The following is a 14,362-nucleotide window of genomic DNA, read 5'->3' as shown; positions in this document are numbered from 1 at the left end:
CTCAGGGAGCGTCCTCGGCCGGCGGGGTCGTGTAGAACGCCACCGTCCGGTCGGCCGCCTCCCGCGCGGCGGCGGGGTCGTCGCCGTCGGCGGCCGCGGCCTCGCCCCACCCGGCGGCCGCCCGGCGGACGAACTCGACGCCCTCGGGCGTGAGGGTGAACGCCGCCGCCACCTCCGGGTCGACCGGGGTGCCGCTGTCCAGGTGCAGCCCGAGGCCCATGAGCGCCAGGTCCCAGCCCACACCCACCGCGCCCGGCCCGAACTGCGCCCAGAAGTCGGGGTCCACGGGCGCCTCGTGCACCAGTTCGAGGGCGGTGCCGCCGTCCGACGGCGACAGGTGCACCTGCAGCCAGGACACCATCCCGCCGAACTCCCACGTGACGGCGAACGACTCGGGCTCGTCGCAGCGCTCGACCACGCCGCCGGCGTTGCCCTCCAGCTGGTAGCGGCCGCCGGCGCGCAGGTCGCCGCTCACCGGGAGGAACCAGCGGGGCAGCCGCTCGGCGTCGGTGAGCGCGCCCCAGACCTGCGCGCGGTCGGCGCGGTAGGTGCGCCGGGCGACGGCGATGCGCGTGGGCGCGCCGTCCCGGGAGCCGGTGCGGACCTCACGGGTGACCAGGCCGGCCGTGGAGACCGGGTCGATGGTGGTCATGGTTCCTCCTCCAATGCATAAGCAGCAACTTATGAAAGAACGGTAGCGCCGGGCACCGTGGTGCGGCAAGCCCCCTCGCGCCCGCCCCGCCCCGCGTGGGCACGGGGTCTGTGCATACGGTCAGACCCCGAGACCGCATGGATTGCTTCCTACGCCCATGACTGGAGGCCGGACCCGTGAAGACCCTCCGCACCCCTGACGAGCGATTCGCCGACCTGCCCGATTTCCCGTACGAGCCGCGCTACGTCGAGGTCGACGACGGCGAGGGCGGCCGGCTGCGGATCGCCTACGTCGACGAGGGCCCGGCCGACGGCGAGACGGTGCTGCTGCTCCACGGCGAGCCGTCCTGGTCCTTCCTCTACCGCCGGATGATCCCGGTGCTGGTCGACGCCGGGCTGCGCGTCGTGGCGCCCGACCTGGTCGGCTTCGGCCGCTCGGACAAGCCGGTCTCCCGCGACGACTACACCTACGCCCGCCACGTCGGGTGGATGCGGCAGGCGCTGCTGGACGAGATCGGCCTGCGGGACCTCACCCTCGTCTGCCAGGACTGGGGCGGGCTCATCGGGCTGCGGCTGGTCGCGGAGAACCCCGACCGGTTCGCCCGGGTCGTCGTCGCCAACACCGGCCTGCCCACCGGCGACCAGAAGATGAGCGAGGCGTTCCTGTCCTGGCAGCGGTTCTCCCAGGAGAGCCCCGAGTTCCACATCGGCCGCATCGTCGGCAACGGCACCGCCGGTGGGCTCGCCCCCGAGGTGGTGGCCGCCTACGACGCGCCCTTCCCCGACGACCGGTACACCGCCGGCGCCCGGCAGTTCCCGGCCCTGGTGCCGACGTCGCCCGACGACCCGGCGGCCGCGGCCAACCGGGCGGCCTGGGAGGTGCTGACGCGCTGGGAGAAGCCCTTACTCACCGCCTTCTCCGACTCCGACCCGATCACCGGCGGGGGCGACCGGGTGTTCCGGAAGCTCGTGCCCGGCGCCCAGGGGATGCCGCACACCACGCTGGCCGGCGGCGGGCACTTCCTCCAGGAGGACGTCGGCCCGGAGCTCGCCCGCGTCGTCGCCGACCTGGTCGCCGCGACACCGCGCGGCTGACGGCGGCGTGGTGCTCACCCCCGACGAGGTCCTGGGCGCGCTCCGGCGCACCCCGGACGTCGAGGCCCCGGACCTCGTCGCCGTTGACGCGACCGATTGGCTACTGCTCGACCTCGCGGCCGAGCTCGTGCCCGGCTGCGGGCCGGGCGAGGTCGCCGTCGTCGACGACTCCTACGGGGCGCTCGCGCTCGGGCTCGCCGCCCGCCACGGGCTCACCGGCGTGCGGGTGGGCCAGGACCTGCTGGTGGGGGAGCGGGCGCTGGCCGCCAACGCCGAGCGGGTGGGCCTGGCCGACGCCGCCCGGTCGCTGCCGCTGGGCCCCGAGCTCGTGGCCGGGGCGCGGCTGGTGCTGGTCAAGGCCCCCAAGGGGCTGGACGCGCTGCGCGAGATCGCCGAGGTGGTCGCGGCGTCGGCGGCCCCGGACGTGACCGTCCTCGTGGGCGGCCGGGTCAAGCACATGACGCACGCGATGAACGACGTCCTCGGCGACTCGTTCACCGAGGTGCAGGCGAGCCTGGCGCGGCAGAAGTCCCGGGTGCTGGTGGCCCGCGGGCCCCGGCCGCGCCCCTCGTCGTTCCCCCGGCGGCAGGAGCACCCCGACCTCGGCCTCACCGTCTGCGCCCACGGCGCCGCGTTCGCCGGGACGAAGGTCGACATCGGCACCCGGGCGCTGCTGCGGGCGCTCCCGGACATGGCGCCGGGCGCGCGGACCGCCGTGGACCTCGGTTGCGGCACCGGCGTCCTCGCCGCGCTGCTGGCCCGCGACCGGCCGGGGCTGCGCGTCCTCGCCGTGGACCAGTCCGCCGCCGCCGTCGCCTCGACCGCCGCGACGGCGGCCGCCAACGGCGTCGCCGACCGCGTCGAGGTGCGGCGGGACGACGCCGCTGCGACGGTGCCCGACCGCTCGGTCGACCTCGTCGTCTGCAACCCGCCCTTCCACGTGGGCGCGGCGGTGGTGACGACGGCAGCCGACCGGCTCTTCGTGGCGGCGGCCCGGGTGCTGCGCCCCGGCGGGGAGCTGTGGACGGTCTACAACTCGGCGCTGCGCTACCGCCCGGCGCTCAACCGGGTGGTCGGCCCGACGCGCGTGGCCGACCGCGACCCGAAGTTCACGGTGACGGTCTCGGTCCGCCGCTGAGGCGAGGGGGCCGCCACCGGCCGTACCGGAGCCGTGCCCGTCGCTCCGAGGGGTGACCGCGGGCATTTCGCCGCGCCCCTCGTGCGGCGCGTGACCGACGATGTCGCAGAATGCTCAACCAGTCGGCCGGGGAGTCTCGGTCCGGGAGTGCAGGAGACCGGATGGAGCGGGGAACCGGCGAGGGCGCGGCCACGGGCGTGCCCGGGTCCCCCGGCGGCCGGGCCCCCGTCGCCTTCACCGAGGTGCCGCACGTCGCCGCGCCCGTCGGTTCGGACGACGAGCTGCTGGCCGCCTCGCTGCCCTGGCTCGACGAGGGGCTGCGGGCCGGCGACCTGGTCGTCCTCTCCTGCCCCCCGGAGACGGCGGCGCTGCTCACCGGGGCGCTGGGCGAGCGCGCCGGGGCGGTCGAGACCGACACCCGCCTGTGCCTGCTCGACGCGACGGTGCCCGACGCCGTCGCCGCCTGCCAGGACCTGGTGCGACGGGCCCGGGGCACCGGCTCGGGCCGGCTGCGGGTCGCCGGCCAGGTCCGCTTCGGGGCCGACGCGCTCGACCGGCGCGACGCGCTGCGCTACGAGGCCGCCGTCAACCTGCTGATGGCCGTCCGGCCGGTGTCGGGCCTGTGCCTGTTCGACCGCCGCGAGCTCCCCGCCGAGGTGATCGCCGGCGCGGCCGCCACGCACCCCTGGGTGCTCACCGGCGGCGAGGTGCTGCCGAGCGGCACCTTCGAGGACCCCACCGCCTGGGTGCGCCGGCTGCCGCAGCCCCGGGAGCCGATCGAGGAGTCGGCTCCCGTGCTGGAGGTGGCCGACGCACCGTCGCTGGCCGAGCTGCGCGGGCTGCTCCGCGCGGTGATCCAGCTCCGCGTGCCCGACCCCGACCAGGCCGCCGACCTGCACCTCGCCGCCAGCGAGATCGCCAGCAACGCCTTCCGGCACGGGGCCCGCCCGGTCTCGGCCCGCGTGTGGGCCGACGGCGAGCGCGTGGTCTGCGCGATCACCGACCGGGGCGCCGGCGCCGACATCGCCTTCCCCGGCTACCGCCCCGCCCACGGGGTCGACCTCGCCCGGGGTGGCATGGGCCTGTGGCTGACCCGCAAGCTCTGGGACCACGTGGACCTGCTGCCCGGGCCGGCCGGGTTCACCGTCCGGCTGAGCTCGCGGCTGCGCTGATGCGCGCAGGTCCGGCCGTGCCGCCGGGGCCGTTACGGTGAGCGACGTGGAGGACGCCGTCGACCTGATCCTCGAGCAGTGGGCCCGGGAGCGTCCCGATCTCGACTGCTCCCCGATGGGGATCATCGGCCGCATCACCCAGCTCCAGCGCGAGGTCCACCTCGCCCAGCGGGCCACCTTCGCACGGCACGGGCTCGACGCGCCGTCCTTCGACGTCCTGGCGGCCCTCCGGCGGGCCGGTGCGCCCTACCAGCTCACGCCCACCGCCCTCATGCGCACGGCCCTGGTCACCTCGGGCGCGATCACCCAGCGGCTCGACCGGCTGGAGGAGCGGGGCCTGATCACCCGCGAGCGCAGCGACGCCGACGGGCGGGCCGTCGTCGTCACCCTCACCGACGCGGGCCGGGCGGCGCTGGACGCGGCGCTGCCCGACCACCTGGAGACCGAGCGGCAGCTGCTCGAGGCGCTGCCGTCGGGGGATCGGGAGCAGCTGGCCGCGCTGCTGCGCCGCCTGCTCGTCGGCCTGGGCCGGGTGCCGCAGCAGCCCTGAGCCGCGACGCCGTCAGGGGAGCGCGTCCTCCGCCGCCCCCAGCAGGGCGCACGAATCCTTCCCGGTCCGCTTCGCGGCGTACATGGCCGTGTCGGCGCGGTGCAGCAGCTCCTCGGCGGTGCAGCCGGCCGTCCCGAGCGCGCCGCCGATGCTGGCGGTCACGGTGGTGGTGCGGGTGCCCACGCGCACGGGCGCACGCAGCGCGGCCAGCAGCCGCTCGGCGACCTCGCGCAGCCGCACGGCGTCGGCGTCGGCCAGCAGCAGCGCGAACTCGTCACCGCCGAGCCGGGCGACCACGTCGTCCCCCCGCACGTCGGCGGAGAGCCGCCCGGCGACTGCCAGCAGCAACTCGTCCCCGGCCGCGTGGCCCAGGGTGTCGTTCACGTCCTTGAAGTCGTCGACGTCGACGAAGAGCACCGCCGGGCAGCTGCCCGGTCCGGCGCCGGCGGCGGCTTCGTCGAGCCGCTCGTTGAAGGCGGTCCGGTTGAGCAGGCCGGTCAGGGGGTCGGTGCGCGCCTGCCGCCGCAGCTCCTCCTCGAACAGCTTCCGGTCGGTGACCTCCCGGAAGTTCACGACCCAGCCCTCGATGCCGACGGCGTCCACCCGGCCGCTGATCCGCATCTCCACCCACCGGGTGCCGCCGGCGCTGTGCTCGACGCGGATGTCGGTGTCCACGACGCCCGAGCCGCCGCCTGCCGAGCGGCCGGCCGCGGCGACGGCGGCCCGCAGGCGCGGCTGGTCGCGGGGATCGGCCAGCGAGATGGCGTCGCGCCCGACGTAGTCGGCCGGGGGGCGGCCGAGCAGCGACTGGACCGCCGGGCTCATGTAGGCGACCGATCCCTCGGCGTCGACGATGGCGATGACGTCGGCCGCGTTCTCCAGCAGGACCCGGAGTCGTTCCTCGCTCGCGGCCAGCGCCGCCCGGGTGCGCTCGCGCTCCCGGCTGAGGGCGAGCAGCCGCCACAGGGCCAGGCCGGTCAGGAGCGTGCTGCCCGCGCCCAGGACGTAGCCGATGCCGCCGTGGTCCACGGTCCACAGGACCAGCACGGCGGGGTTGACGAGGAGGACGGCGCCCACGGCGACGACCCGACCGAAGGTGGCGTCCCGCTCGGTGGTGGCGGCGGGGCCGAGAGCGGCGACCGAGGGGTGGCGTCCGGCCAGGCAGAGCGCGGCGATCGGGAGGAGGGAGATCGGGTCCAGCACCGCGGACGCTCGCAGCGTGGTGCCGGTGAGCATGGCGCCGCCGTACGCCGTCACGGCGAGCGCCGCGGCGGTGAACAGGGCCGCCGTGGTGACCGTCCGGCCCCGCGTGAGCGCCAGCGGTAGGCAGACGATCAGCAGGACGGCGGTGAGCAGAGGCGTGCCGACGTTGACCTCGACGAAGTCGCTCCCGTGCGCGTGCCGGTCGCCCTGCACGGCCAGGAGGATGAGCCCGGCCGCCAGCAGGAGGGTCAGGGTGTCGGTCCAGGACGCCCAGTCGCGGCGCCGCCGGCCGGCGCGGACCACGCCCAGGGCCCCGACGACGAGTGCCGCGTAGGCGGCCACGTCGAGGGCGGTCTCCAGCGGCGTGCTGATGCCAGGGGCCAGGCCGGCCAGCGCGGCGACGTCCGCGACGCAGCTGAGCGCGAAGAGGGCGAGGGCGGCCGCGAGGCCCGACCAGGCGACGACGAGCGGCGTCCGGTGCCGTCGCAACGCGGTCAGCACGCCGGCGAGCCCCAGGGCGTAGAGGACGATCTCGGCGGCCGGACGCCACGGGCCATCCGGGACGATGGCGACGACCAGGGCGATGCCCAGCACGACCAGCGCCGTGTGCAGCCAGGCGGCGCGGGCGGCCGGGGCGCTGGTCGGGGACGGGGTCACGCCGATCCCATCGGCCGCCGCCCGCGGCCGGGTGACCCCGGTTCACCCGCACGGGGGAGAGGCGCTCAGATCTCCGGCACGTCCTCGGGGCGCAGGTCGGGGCGCACCCGGACGAAGCGCAGGGGGTGGCGGAACACGCCGGCCTGCAGGGCGGCGTCGGCGCTGACCTCGACGACGGCGGTCGGCGCGACGCGGGTGAGCGGGACGGCGAGGCGGCCGCCGCCGAACCGGCCGGTGCCGATGCGCTCGGGCCAGGGGTGGTCCGCGGCCGCGGGGTGGAGCACGGCGGCGAGCTCGGCCGACTGGGCGGGGGAGAGCGGGCTGCTGCGGCCGACGACGACGAGCTCGCCGTCGCGGTACCGCCCGGCGACCAGCTGGCCCGGCCGGCCGAGGTCGCCGATGACGCCGCCGGCCAGCACCTCGGTCGTCTCCCAGCTCTTGACCTTCAGCACTCCCGGCGGCCGGGGGCGTAGCGGCTGGCCGCGCCCTTCACGACCAGCCCCTCCACACCGGCCGGGCGGAAGTCGTCGAACCACTGCCGCGCCTCGGCGGGGTCGGCGGTGACCGGGGAGAGCTGCATCGGGGGCGCCCAGCGGGCCGCCAGCTGCTCGAGCGCGGCGCGCCGCCGGGTGAACGTCCGGCTGCGGAGGTCCTCGCCGCCGGCGGCCAGCAGGTCGAAGGCCACGTAGGAGGCGGGGGCGGCGGCGACCTGCGCCGCGATCCGCCCGGCGGAGGCCACCATGCGCTGCTGCAGCAGGCCGAAGTCCAGCCGGTCGCCGTGCCAGATGACGACCTCGCCGTCGAGGACGGTGCCGGCGGGCACCTGGGCGAGCGCGGCGGCGGCGACGTCGGGGAAGCGGTCGGTGAGGTCGCGGCCCTGCTTGGACCACAGCCGGGTGGCCCCGCGGTCGCGGACGACGACCAGCCGGTAGCCGTCCCACTTGGGCTCGTAGCGGCACCCCCCGCTCAGCGCGGCGGGCGACGGGATCTCGCGGACCGGCTTGGCGAGCTCCACGGCGACCGGCCCGGAGAGCTCGGGCGGCAGCGCGGGCAGGCCAGGGGCGGACAGCGGCACCGGGACAGCCTGCTGGCAGCGCGGGCGCCGCGCACCCCGGCAGCGGGCGGCCACACCCGATCGGGGGCCGGTCACCACCCTCCGTCGCCGCGCGGGCGCGCGGCGGGGCGTCAGCCGAGCAGCAGCAGCGCGTAGGCCGCCAGCGAGGGGCCGTCGGTGAAGCGGCCGTCGCGGATCATCGCCCGGAGCTCGTGCTCGGGGACGAACGCGGACACCATGTCGGCCTCGGTGACCTCGCGCGCGGGCGGGCCGGGCTCGAGGTCCGTCGCCAGCCAGACGTCGAACTCCTGGGTGGCGAGCCCGGGTGCCAGGTCGAGGTGGCCGAGGTGGGTCAGGGTGCCGGCGCGCAGCCCGGTCTCCTCGGCGAGCTCGGCGCGGGCGAGCTCCTCGGCGGAACCCGCCGCGCCGTTCCCCCAGGTCCCCTGCGGGAACTCCCAGGCGCGGCGGCCCAGCGGGTGGCGGTGCTGCTGCACCAGCCAGAAGCCGTCCCGCTCGGCGGGCAGCACCAGGGCGAAGTGGGGCTTCTCCACCACGCCGTAGACGCCGCTGGACCCGTCGGCCCGCTCGACCGTGTCCTCCCGCACCCGGATCCACGGGTTGCGGTACACCTCCCGGCTGCTCGTCGTCCGCACGGTGACGAGCGTGCCAGAGGCGTGGACCATGGACGGCGATGACGCAGCGCAAGCCGCCGGGGGTCTCGTTCGAGACCTGGGTGGACACCCAGATCGCCCGCGCCCGGGAGCGGGGCGACTTCGACGGTCTGGACGGCGCCGGCAAGCCGATCCCGGGCCTGGAGCGCGACACGTCCGCCTACGACTGGGTCGTGGCCAAGGCCCGGCGCGAGGGCATCGAGACCGCGGAGATGCTGCCGCCGGGCCTCGCGCTGCGCCGGGAGCGGGACGTGCTGCCCGAGCGGGCGGCCCGGCTGGGCAGCGAGGAGGCCGTCCGGGCGCTGGCGGAGGACTACAACGCCCGCGTCGAGGCCTTCTGGCGCACCCCGCAGCCCAGCCGGTGGTCACCGGTGCCGGGGCTGGCCGACGTCGAGGCGCTGGTCGAGGGGTGGCGGCGCGACCGCCCCCCGCCGGAGCCGGCCCTGCCGCCGGCGCCCCGCCCGCGCCGCCGGTGGTGGCGCCGGAACGGGTGACCGGCACCGGCGTCACCCGGCGCCGACCACCTCGTTCGTCAGCGCCGGCGCAGGCCCGCGACCTGGAGGCCGGCGAAGCCCGCCACGACGGCGGCCTGCAGCAGCACCCACGCGGTGCCGGCGCCGGTCAGCTCGAAGCCGCCGGTCGCGACGACGACGACGCTGGCCGCCGTCCACAGCGCGTTGGCGGCCACGACGGCGCCCGCCGCGGGGCGCGGGACGGGGCGGCGGGCGGCGATGGCGGCGACCGCGGCGGCGAAGACGAGCAGGAAGGCGCCGACCCCACGCAGCGTGCCCTCGGGGACGCCGAGCAGGTCGGCGAGCGCGGGGGCGGCCAGGAGGTTAGGCGGCGCCGTTCGCCCCGGTGACGACGGCGTCGAGGCGCAGGGCGGTCCGGAGGAGGTCGGCGGGGCGGGTGGCGGTGGTGGTGGTCATGGCAGCACGGTCCCGCCGCCGGGGGAGCGCGTCGATTACCTCGGAGGTAGGCGACAGCCCCCGCCCGGCGGCGCTAGCGTCCGCGCCGTGACCGCGCTGCAGACCGCGCCGAGGGTGGGGGAGCTGCTCCGCCGCTGGCGCCAGCGGCGCCGGCTCAGCCAGCTGGCGCTGGCCCTGGCGGCCGGTATCTCGGCCCGGCACCTGAGCTTCGTCGAGACCGGCCGCTCCCGCCCCAGCCGGGAGGTGGTCCTGCTGCTCGCCGAGCACCTCGAGGTGCCGTTGCGCGAGCGCAACGAGCTGCTGGTCGCCGCCGGCTTCGCGCCCGAGTTCGGCCGGCGGCGGCTGGACGAGCCGGACATGGCGACCGTCCGCGCGGCGCTGGACCTTCTGCTCACCGCCTACGAGCCCTACCCGGCCCTGGTGGTCGACCGCGGGTGGCACCTGGTGGCCGCCAACGGCGCGGTGGCGCTGCTCACCGAGGGGGTGGCACCCGCGCTGCTCGACCCGCCGGTCAACGTGCTCCGGCTGAGCCTGCACCCGGACGGGCTCGCCCCGCGCATCCTCGACCTGCCGCAGTGGCGGCGCCACGTGCTGCACCGGCTGGCCCGGGAGGCGCACGTGACCGGCGACCCGTCGCTGGGCGCGCTGCACCGCGAGCTGGCCGCGCTGCCCGGGGGGACGGCCGCCGCGCCGCCGGACGGGATCGCGGTCCCGCTGCGGGTCCGGGCGGGCGACGCCGTCCTGTCGTTCCTCAGCACCGTGACCACCTTCGGCACCGCCGTCGACGTGACCGCCGCGGAGCTGAGCATCGAGGCGTTCCTGCCCGCCGACGAGGAGACCGCCGCGGCGCTGCGGGACCGGGCCCGTTCGCCGCTGGCGTAGCCGGGGTCGCCGCCGCCCGGGCCGGGTAGGGCCGTGGCCCACGGAGAGGAGATCGAGATGACCGAGGTACCAGGCACCGATCGCGACCAGGCCCGGGAGAACGTGCTGGAGGAGACCCCGTACACGCCCGAGGGGGTCGAGCAGGCCGAGGCCGCGCCCGGCGGGGACGAGGGGCAGACCGGCGACCAGGCCAAGCCGGACGCCGGGACCACCGACCCCGTGACCTAGTCGCGGCTACCCCTGCAGGACGTCGAACTCGTTGAACGCCGCGCCGCCGGAGAGGGTGGCGTAGCCGGGGCCGCGGTCGAAGAACGGCTCGTCCCCGGTGCGGGCGGCCCGCAGGGAGGCGCGCAGCTCCTCGGTGGCGGCCTCGTCCGCCGTCCCGTCCTCGAGCACGACGACGCCGTAGTCCTCCCGGGCGCCCTGCACCGACACCTTGCGCCAGGCGATGTCGCGCAGCACCTCGTCGACCGGCCGGTCCAGCGGGTCGCCCCAGCCGCCGCCGCCGGTCGTCCGGATGCGCACGACGGTGCCGGCCTTCAGCGGCTCGGCGTCGGCCAGCGCGTCGACCTCGTGCTCGTCCGGGCCGCCCGGGTCGACGGTGATCTGGAAAGGCCGCCCCGCCTTGCCGCCCTTGACGCCCCAGCAGGCCAGGATCGAGCGGTCGGCGATCGACATGAAGTGCGCGTCGCGCAGCACCCGGATGTGCTTCTCGTAGCCGCAGCCGCCGCGGTAGCGCCCGGGGCCGCCGGAGTCCATCGCCAGACCGAGCCGCTCGACGCGCAGCGGGAAGCGGCCCTCGGTGAACTCGGTCGGCAGGTTCCGCGAGTCGGGGACGACGTGGATCGTGTCCTCCCCGTCGGCGTAGTACCGCCCGCCCGAGCCGCCGCCGAGCACCTCGCGCATGAGGTAGGGCTGGCCGTCGAAGTCCGTCCCGTAGACGCCGGTGTAGCGGATCGTCTCCTGGTCGGCGGGCATCCGGCCGCCGGTCGCCTTGGCCAGCACACCCGCCAGCACGCCGAGCAGCCGCAGGATGACGAACGTCCGGGCGTTGGTCGGCGCGGGGAAGATCGGGGTGAGCAGCGTGCCCTTCTCCGGGAACCGCATCTCGATCAGCGGCACGACGCCCTCGTTCACGTCGAGCTGCGCCATCCGCTCCGGCGTCTCGGCCAGGTTGCGCAGGATCGGCGCGAGCCACTTCTTGAGGAAGTTGCCGTCGGCGTAGTCGCCGCAGTGGTTGATCGGGCCCTTGGCCTGCGGGCCGGTGCCGGTGAAGTCGATGACCAGCGGCGTCTCCTTCGAGGAGTCCATGGTCAGCGTGATCCGCTGGCGGTGCAGCTTCGGCTCCTCGACGCCGTCGTGCTCGGCGTAGTCCTCCCAGACGTAGGTGCCGTCGGGGATCTGGGAGAGGATCTCCCGCCGGTAGACCTCGGTGGAGTTCGCCAGGATCGCGTCGAAGCAGGCCTCGACGGCCTCGACGCCGTAGCGGTCGAAGAGCTCGCCCAGCCGCCGGGCGCCGGCCAGGCAGGCCGAGCACTCCGCGTCGAGGTCGGCGGCCAGCGAGTCGGGCATCCGCGAGTTGCGGGTCATGATCTTCAGCGCGCTCTCGTTCGGCACGCCGCGGTCCCACAGCTTGATCGGGGGGACCATCAGCCCCTCCTCGTACACGCTGGTCGCCGCGCTCGGCATGGAGCCGGGCACCGCGCCGCCGATGTCGTCGTGGTGGCCGAACGCCTGGATGAACGCGACCACCTTCTCGGCGCCGTCCACGTGGGCGAAGACCGGCACGGTGACGCAGAGGTCGGGCAGGTGGCCGATGCCGCCCTCGGAGGCGTAGACGTCGTTGTGGAAGAAGACGTCCCCGACGTTCATCTGCTCGATCGGGTAGTCGCGGACGACGGGGTGCACCAGCGCCGAGTACGAGCGGCCGGTGAGCTTGCGCAGGTTCCGGTCGTGGATGCCGGCGCGGAAGTCGTGCGCGTCGCGGATCATCGGCGAGCGCGAGGTGCGGCCGATCGAGGTCTCGACCTCCTTCTCGATCGCGGCCAGCGTGCCCGCGACGATCTCGACGAGGACGGGGTCGGCGTCGACCTTCGTGGCGTTCAGGGGACCGGTGGGGAACGTCGTCACTGACCCGACTCCTTCGTGAGCAGCAGGTTGCCGTAGGCGTCGACGGTGGCGGCGAAGCCGGGGTGCACCGGGACGGTGGAGCCGAACTCCTCGATGATCGCCGGGCCGCTGACCACGTCGCCGGGCGCCAGGTCGGGCCGGTTGTAGGTGGGCGTCTCCGCCCAGTCGTCGAAGAAGACCCGGCGGGTGCCGGTCTGCGCCCGCTCGATGCCGCCGTCGCGCGCCGGCAGGGCCACGATGTCCGGACGGCGGATCGGGCCGATCCCGCTGATCCGGAGGTTGACCCACTCCACGGCCTGGCGCGGGTCGTCGGCGAAGTCGTAGCCGTAGAGCTGGCGGTGCGCCGCGTGGAAGGCCTGCGCGACCTCGTCGGCGGCGGCCGCGTCGAGCTGGCCGTCGGCGACCGGGACCCGCACCTCGAAGGCCTGGCCCACGTAGCGCAGGTCCGCGGTGCGCTGCATGCGCTGGTGGTCGCGGGCGAAGCCCTCGCCGTCCAGCGCGTCGGCGGCCTGCCCCTCCAGGTCGGCGTAGACCGCGCGCACGCGGTCCAGGTCGAGGTCGGCGTGCTTGCTGACGACGGTCTGCACGTAGTCGTTGCGGACGTCGACGGTGAGCAGGCCGAACGCGCTGACGTTGCCCGGGTTCGGTGGCACCAGCGTGCGCGGCAGGCCGAGGATGTCCATCAGGCGGCAGGCCAGCAGCGACCCGGAGCCGCCGAACGTGGTGAGCGTGAAGTCGCGGACGTCCAGCCCCTTGGCGACGGTCACCTGGCGCAGCGCGTTGGCCTGGTTCCACGCGGAGATCTCCAGGATGCCGGTGGCGGTGCGCTCCAGGGAGAGGTCGAGCTTCCCGCCGAGCTGCTCCAGCCCCGTCCGGGCGGCGTCGACGCTGAGCGGGATCTCACCGCCGAGCAGGTGCGGGGGGATCCGGCCGAGGACGACGTGCGCGTCGGTGACGGTCGGCTGGTCGCCGCCGTTCGGGTAGCAGATCGGGCCGGGGTCGGCGCCGGCCGACTTCGGGCCCACCTTGAGCGTGCCCTCGGGGGAGAGCCAGGCGATCGAGCCGCCGCCCGCGCCCACGGTGACGACGTCGATCATCGGGATCTTGGACGGGTAGTCGCCCACCGAGCCCTCGGTGGTGAGCGCGGGCTCGCCGTCGATGACCACCGTGACGTCGGTGGAGGTGCCGCCGCCGTCGCAGGTGAGCACCCGGTCGAACCCGGCGGTGCCGGCGATCAGCGCCGCGCCCAGGGCGCCGGCGGCCGGGCCGGAGAGCATCGTGGTGATCGGCTGGTGCACGACCTCGCCGGCGCTCAGGACCCCGCCGTTGCTCTTCATCACGTAGAACGGCACGCCTGGCGCGATCTCGTCGAGGCGGGTGCGGATGTTGGTGACGTAGGCGGCGACCTTGGGCTTCACGGCGGCGTCGACCAGCGTGGTGACCGAGCGCTCGTACTCCCGGTACTCGCGGAGCACCTCGCTGGAGATGCTGACCACCGCGCCGGGGTGCTCCTCGCGGATCACCTCGAGCATCCGGCGCTCGTGCGCGTCGTCGGCGTAGGCATGCAGGAAGCAGACGCCGATGGTGGTGATGCCGGCGTCGCGGAAGAACCGGGCGGCGGCGCGGGCGTCGTCCTCGTCGAACGGGCGGACCTCGGCGCCGGTGTGGTCCAGCCGGCCGCGGACGGTGCGGACCAGGTCGGCCGGGACGATCCGCGGCGGCTTGACCCAGAAGTAGCTGTTCCCGTAGCCGTCGGGCACCGACTGGCGGGCGATCTCCAGCACGGACTCGTAGCCCTCGGTGGTGACGAACCCGATCCGGTCCAGCTTGCCCTCGAGCAGCTGGTTGGTGGCGACCGTCGTCCCGTGGCTGACGGCGGTCACCGCCTCGCCGGGCAGGCCCATCAGGTCGAGGACCTTGCGGACGCCGGTGAGGAAGCCCTCGGCCGGGTCGGTGGGGGTGGACGGGGTCTTGGTGGTGGTCGTCCGCCCGGTCTCCTCGTCCACGGCGACGACGTCGGTGAACGTCCCGCCGGTGTCGATGCCGATGCGGACCCGGCGCTCGCTCATGGGGAGAAATCTTAGCGCTGAGACATCTCCACGGGAACAGCCCCGGCCAGGATTCCTCGGCCCGTGGCGGCGGGGCCGCCGGGGTCAGGCGCCCCGGTTGAGCTCCGCGATGATCCGGTCCAGGGTCCAGCGGCGGGGCCGGCGGGGGCGGCGGCCCCGCC

15 protein-coding genes are annotated in these 14,362 nt (G+C 75.8%); 7 read left to right on the top strand and 8 right to left on the bottom strand.

Going from position 1 to position 14,362, the window contains the following annotated elements:
* Position 1: 1 nt before the first annotated feature.
* Complete coding sequence (locus E9529_RS14065; RefSeq protein WP_236831779.1) at positions 2 to 652, bottom strand: SRPBCC family protein; 651 nt, start codon at positions 650 to 652, stop codon at positions 2 to 4.
* A 176-nt stretch (positions 653 to 828) separates the two neighbouring features.
* Here E9529_RS14065 and E9529_RS14060 point away from each other — a divergent pair, with 176 nt between their 5' ends.
* The 4 genes from E9529_RS14060 to E9529_RS14045 all read left to right on the top strand — a co-directional run bounded on the left by E9529_RS14060 (position 829) and on the right by E9529_RS14045 (position 4,606).
* On the top strand, positions 829 to 1,746 hold the full coding sequence (locus tag E9529_RS14060) for a haloalkane dehalogenase (RefSeq protein WP_236831778.1): 918 nt from the start codon (positions 829 to 831) through the stop codon (positions 1,744 to 1,746).
* A 7-nt stretch (positions 1,747 to 1,753) separates the two neighbouring features.
* Complete coding sequence (locus E9529_RS14055; protein WP_236831777.1) at positions 1,754 to 2,884, top strand: class I SAM-dependent methyltransferase; 1,131 nt, start codon at positions 1,754 to 1,756, stop codon at positions 2,882 to 2,884.
* A 161-nt stretch (positions 2,885 to 3,045) separates the two neighbouring features.
* The gene (locus tag E9529_RS14050; RefSeq protein ID WP_236831776.1) at positions 3,046 to 4,056 is read left to right on the top strand and encodes a sensor histidine kinase; all 1,011 of its coding nucleotides are present in this window, start codon (positions 3,046 to 3,048) and stop codon (positions 4,054 to 4,056) included.
* 46 nt (positions 4,057 to 4,102) lie between these two features.
* Entirely contained in the window at positions 4,103 to 4,606 is a 504-nt protein-coding gene (locus E9529_RS14045) for a MarR family winged helix-turn-helix transcriptional regulator (protein ID WP_236831775.1), read from the top strand.
* A 12-nt stretch (positions 4,607 to 4,618) separates the two neighbouring features.
* Here the strand turns inward: E9529_RS14045 and E9529_RS14040 are convergent, their stop codons facing one another.
* The 4 genes from E9529_RS14040 to E9529_RS14025 form a co-directional block, all read right to left on the bottom strand.
* On the bottom strand, positions 4,619 to 6,466 hold the full coding sequence (locus E9529_RS14040) for a sensor domain-containing diguanylate cyclase (protein WP_236831774.1): 1,848 nt from the start codon (positions 6,464 to 6,466) through the stop codon (positions 4,619 to 4,621).
* 65 nt (positions 6,467 to 6,531) lie between these two features.
* Positions 6,532 to 6,918, bottom strand: a complete 387-nt coding sequence (locus E9529_RS14035; RefSeq protein ID WP_236831773.1) for a hypothetical protein — start codon at positions 6,916 to 6,918, stop codon at positions 6,532 to 6,534.
* Positions 6,912 to 7,541, bottom strand: a complete 630-nt coding sequence (locus E9529_RS14030) for a hypothetical protein (protein ID WP_236831772.1) — start codon at positions 7,539 to 7,541, stop codon at positions 6,912 to 6,914. Before E9529_RS14030 ends, E9529_RS14035 begins: the two co-directional genes overlap by 7 nt.
* 110 nt (positions 7,542 to 7,651) lie before the next feature.
* The gene (locus E9529_RS14025) at positions 7,652 to 8,173 is read right to left on the bottom strand and encodes an NUDIX hydrolase (RefSeq protein ID WP_236831771.1); all 522 of its coding nucleotides are present in this window, start codon (positions 8,171 to 8,173) and stop codon (positions 7,652 to 7,654) included.
* A gap of 38 nt (positions 8,174 to 8,211) precedes the next feature.
* Here E9529_RS14025 and E9529_RS14020 point away from each other — a divergent pair, with 38 nt between their 5' ends.
* The gene (locus E9529_RS14020) at positions 8,212 to 8,685 is read left to right on the top strand and encodes a DUF1992 domain-containing protein (RefSeq protein ID WP_236831770.1); all 474 of its coding nucleotides are present in this window, start codon (positions 8,212 to 8,214) and stop codon (positions 8,683 to 8,685) included.
* A gap of 38 nt (positions 8,686 to 8,723) precedes the next feature.
* Here the strand turns inward: E9529_RS14020 and E9529_RS14015 are convergent, their stop codons facing one another.
* Entirely contained in the window at positions 8,724 to 8,879 is a 156-nt protein-coding gene (locus tag E9529_RS14015; protein ID WP_236831769.1) for a hypothetical protein, read from the bottom strand.
* Positions 8,880 to 9,207: 328 nt separating this feature from the next.
* On the opposite strand from E9529_RS14015, the gene E9529_RS14010 reads away from it, so the two are divergent.
* Positions 9,208 to 10,002, top strand: a complete 795-nt coding sequence (locus E9529_RS14010) for a helix-turn-helix domain-containing protein (RefSeq protein ID WP_236831768.1) — start codon at positions 9,208 to 9,210, stop codon at positions 10,000 to 10,002.
* A 57-nt stretch (positions 10,003 to 10,059) separates the two neighbouring features.
* Positions 10,060 to 10,230: a hypothetical protein gene (locus E9529_RS14005; RefSeq protein WP_236831767.1), complete on the top strand. Its 171-nt coding sequence runs from the start codon at positions 10,060 to 10,062 to the stop codon at positions 10,228 to 10,230.
* A 6-nt stretch (positions 10,231 to 10,236) separates the two neighbouring features.
* On the opposite strand, the gene E9529_RS14000 is transcribed toward E9529_RS14005, so the two are convergent.
* On the bottom strand, positions 10,237 to 12,132 hold the full coding sequence (locus E9529_RS14000) for a hydantoinase B/oxoprolinase family protein (protein WP_236831766.1): 1,896 nt from the start codon (positions 12,130 to 12,132) through the stop codon (positions 10,237 to 10,239).
* Positions 12,129 to 14,201 carry a hydantoinase/oxoprolinase family protein gene (locus E9529_RS13995; RefSeq protein WP_236831765.1) on the bottom strand — a complete coding sequence of 691 codons (2,073 nt, stop codon included), beginning with the start codon at positions 14,199 to 14,201 and terminating at the stop codon, positions 12,129 to 12,131. The genes E9529_RS14000 and E9529_RS13995 overlap by 4 nt, the downstream gene beginning before the upstream one ends.
* Between the last annotated feature and the right edge of the window lie 161 nt (positions 14,202 to 14,362).

Origin of the sequence: Blastococcus sp. KM273128 (assembly GCF_021698975.1) — a bacterium.
Classification (GTDB): domain Bacteria; phylum Actinomycetota; class Actinomycetes; order Mycobacteriales; family Geodermatophilaceae; genus Blastococcus.
Note: the sequence above shows the minus strand (reverse complement) of the source record. Positions and strands in the feature narration are given on the sequence as shown.